We start from the raw sequence: 2,004 nt of genomic DNA, 5'->3' as shown, positions 1-2,004 counted from the left end.
ACCCGACGCCGTCGAACTCGTCTTCACGGGCGCGGACCGTGGGATCCAGGGCGGCGTAGAGCACCAGTACGCGCGCAGCCTGACGCTCGCGGAAGCAATGTCCGACGACGTCCTGCTCGCCTATGAGGTCAACGGCCAAGCCCTGCCACCTCAACATGGCTACCCCGTCCGGCTCCTCGTCCCGGGCTGGTACGGAATGACGAGCGTCAAATGGCTGCAATCCATCGAGGCAATTGACCACAGCTTCGACGGTTACCAACAGCTCGACTCCTACCGTTACACCCAAGACGCAGACGATCCCGGCGAGCCCGTCCAACGGATCAAAGTCCGTTCCCTCATGGCTCCCCCCGGCGTTCCAGATTTCTTCACACGGCAACGCGCGGTGAACGCGGGACCGGTTCAGCTGAGCGGCCGGGCCTGGTCCGGGCAAGGAACCGTGGAGAGCGTGGAAGTCTGCGTGGACGGGGTCTGGGAGCAGGCCCAACTTCAAGCTCCCACCGGTCGGCATGCGTGGCGCGGATGGACATTCACGTGGATCGCAACGCCCGGTTCCCACGATTTGGCATGCCGTGCGACGGATTCCACAGGGCAGACCCAGCCGGAAACGCCGGAGTGGAACTATCAAGGCATGGGAAACAACGACATCCAGCGGCTGGCTGTGACCGTCCGGGAGTAACTCGCCCGCCGGCACGCCGAAGCCGGGCCGTTGACCGTGTGCAACGGCATGAGTACTGTGAGTCCACTATCCATCCGCGCCCTGGAGGCAGCAATGGGCGGCACTTCCAAGAGCAACGCCGACTACGAGTTCCTCACTGTCTGGCGCGTCGCGGGGACCCCGCGTGAGGTCATGGATATTTTAGGGGACGCGGGGACACTGCCCCGCTGGTGGCCTTCGGTGTACTTGAGGGTTGTTCCGCTGGACCCGGGAAACGCCGACGGTACGGGAAAGGCCTTCTCGCTGCACTCCAAAGGTTGGCTGCCGTACACGCTGCGCTGGAGGTTCACGGTCACCGAACCCATCACAGAGCAAGGTTTCGCGATCGCGGCGAGCGGCGACCTGCGCGGTACCGGGCGCTGGACTTTCGAACAGGACGGCCCGGAAACCGTGATCACCTATGACTGGCGGGTCAGCACATCGAAACCCCTGCTCCGGCGGCTAAGCTGGCTGCTCAAACCCGCTTTTGCCGCGAATCACCACTGGGCGATGGCACGCGGCCAAGAAAGCCTCGCCCTTGAATTACGACGACGGCGTCCCGGCACGGACCTCTCCAAGGTCCCCCGTCCCGCGCCACCCACATTTGCAAGCCGATACCGCTGGCCAAGGAGTACGACGCATGCCTGACGATAACAAAGGCGAAGTCCGCTGGTTGCCGGAGCCCGAGGACCAGGACTACCCAAGCGCCGCAGACTACCTTTCCCTGCTGGAATCCGACCACGTGGTGGCATCGGTTGTCGCCGCCCTCAAGGACGCGCCCATCCAGCACCGCAAAGCCAAGGACATCCTCCGGGCCGCCCGCTTGGCGTTGCTCCCGGAAGAGAACGCCCACGTGGCCTCGGACCTGAAGAAGATCAAGGAGGGCAAGAAGCTCTCGCCCATCCTGATGGTCCGGGGAGACCTGGCCACGGGCATGCCCGCTCAGGTGGCCGATGGCTATCACCGGGTGTGCGCGAGCTACTACACCGACGAGAACACGGACATTCCCCTGAAACTGGCTGATGCGCCCCGGTAACCACCGCAGACCAACCGCCAGGCCCGGAGAAGGAGGAAGGTGTCGTTCTTTCAGCTTTCGCTGATCGCCGCAGTCGCGCTCCTCGGTCCGCTCTTGGCGCTACCCCGGAAATGGCACCTTCCCGTTGTTTTGGGGCAGTTGCTGGCAGGCATCGTCATCGGACGCACGGGACTGGGACTGGTGGACTCCTCGGATCCCACCTTCACGTTCGTGGCCGACGTCGGGTTCGCCCTCATCATGTTCGTCGCCGGGACGCACGTCCCCGTGCGGGACA

At 64.3% G+C, this 2,004-nt stretch carries 4 protein-coding genes; all 4 read left to right on the top strand.

The genetic code is table 11. From position 1 onward, the window contains the following. The coding region (locus tag AHiyo1_RS10865) for a molybdopterin-dependent oxidoreductase (RefSeq protein WP_148667543.1) at window positions 1-676 on the top strand (676 nt) is incomplete at its 5' end. Between the two features lie 93 nt (window positions 677-769). Further along, window positions 770-1,342 carry an SRPBCC family protein gene (locus AHiyo1_RS10860; RefSeq protein WP_059388574.1) on the top strand — a complete coding sequence of 191 codons (573 nt, stop codon included), beginning with the start codon at window positions 770-772 and terminating at the stop codon, window positions 1,340-1,342. After that, window positions 1,335-1,730, top strand: coding sequence for a hypothetical protein (locus AHiyo1_RS10855; protein ID WP_059388573.1), 396 nt, complete (start codon window positions 1,335-1,337; stop codon window positions 1,728-1,730). Before AHiyo1_RS10860 ends, AHiyo1_RS10855 begins: the two co-directional genes overlap by 8 nt. 39 nt (window positions 1,731-1,769) lie before the next feature. After that, window positions 1,770-2,004, top strand: a 235-nt coding sequence (locus tag AHiyo1_RS26595; protein ID WP_253257266.1) for a cation:proton antiporter domain-containing protein, incomplete at its 3' end; no start/stop codon positions are given.

Origin of the sequence: Arthrobacter sp. Hiyo1, from assembly GCF_001263615.2 — a bacterium.
Lineage (GTDB): Bacteria > Actinomycetota > Actinomycetes > Actinomycetales > Micrococcaceae > Arthrobacter.
Note: the sequence above shows the minus strand (reverse complement) of the source record. Positions and strands in the feature narration are given on the sequence as shown.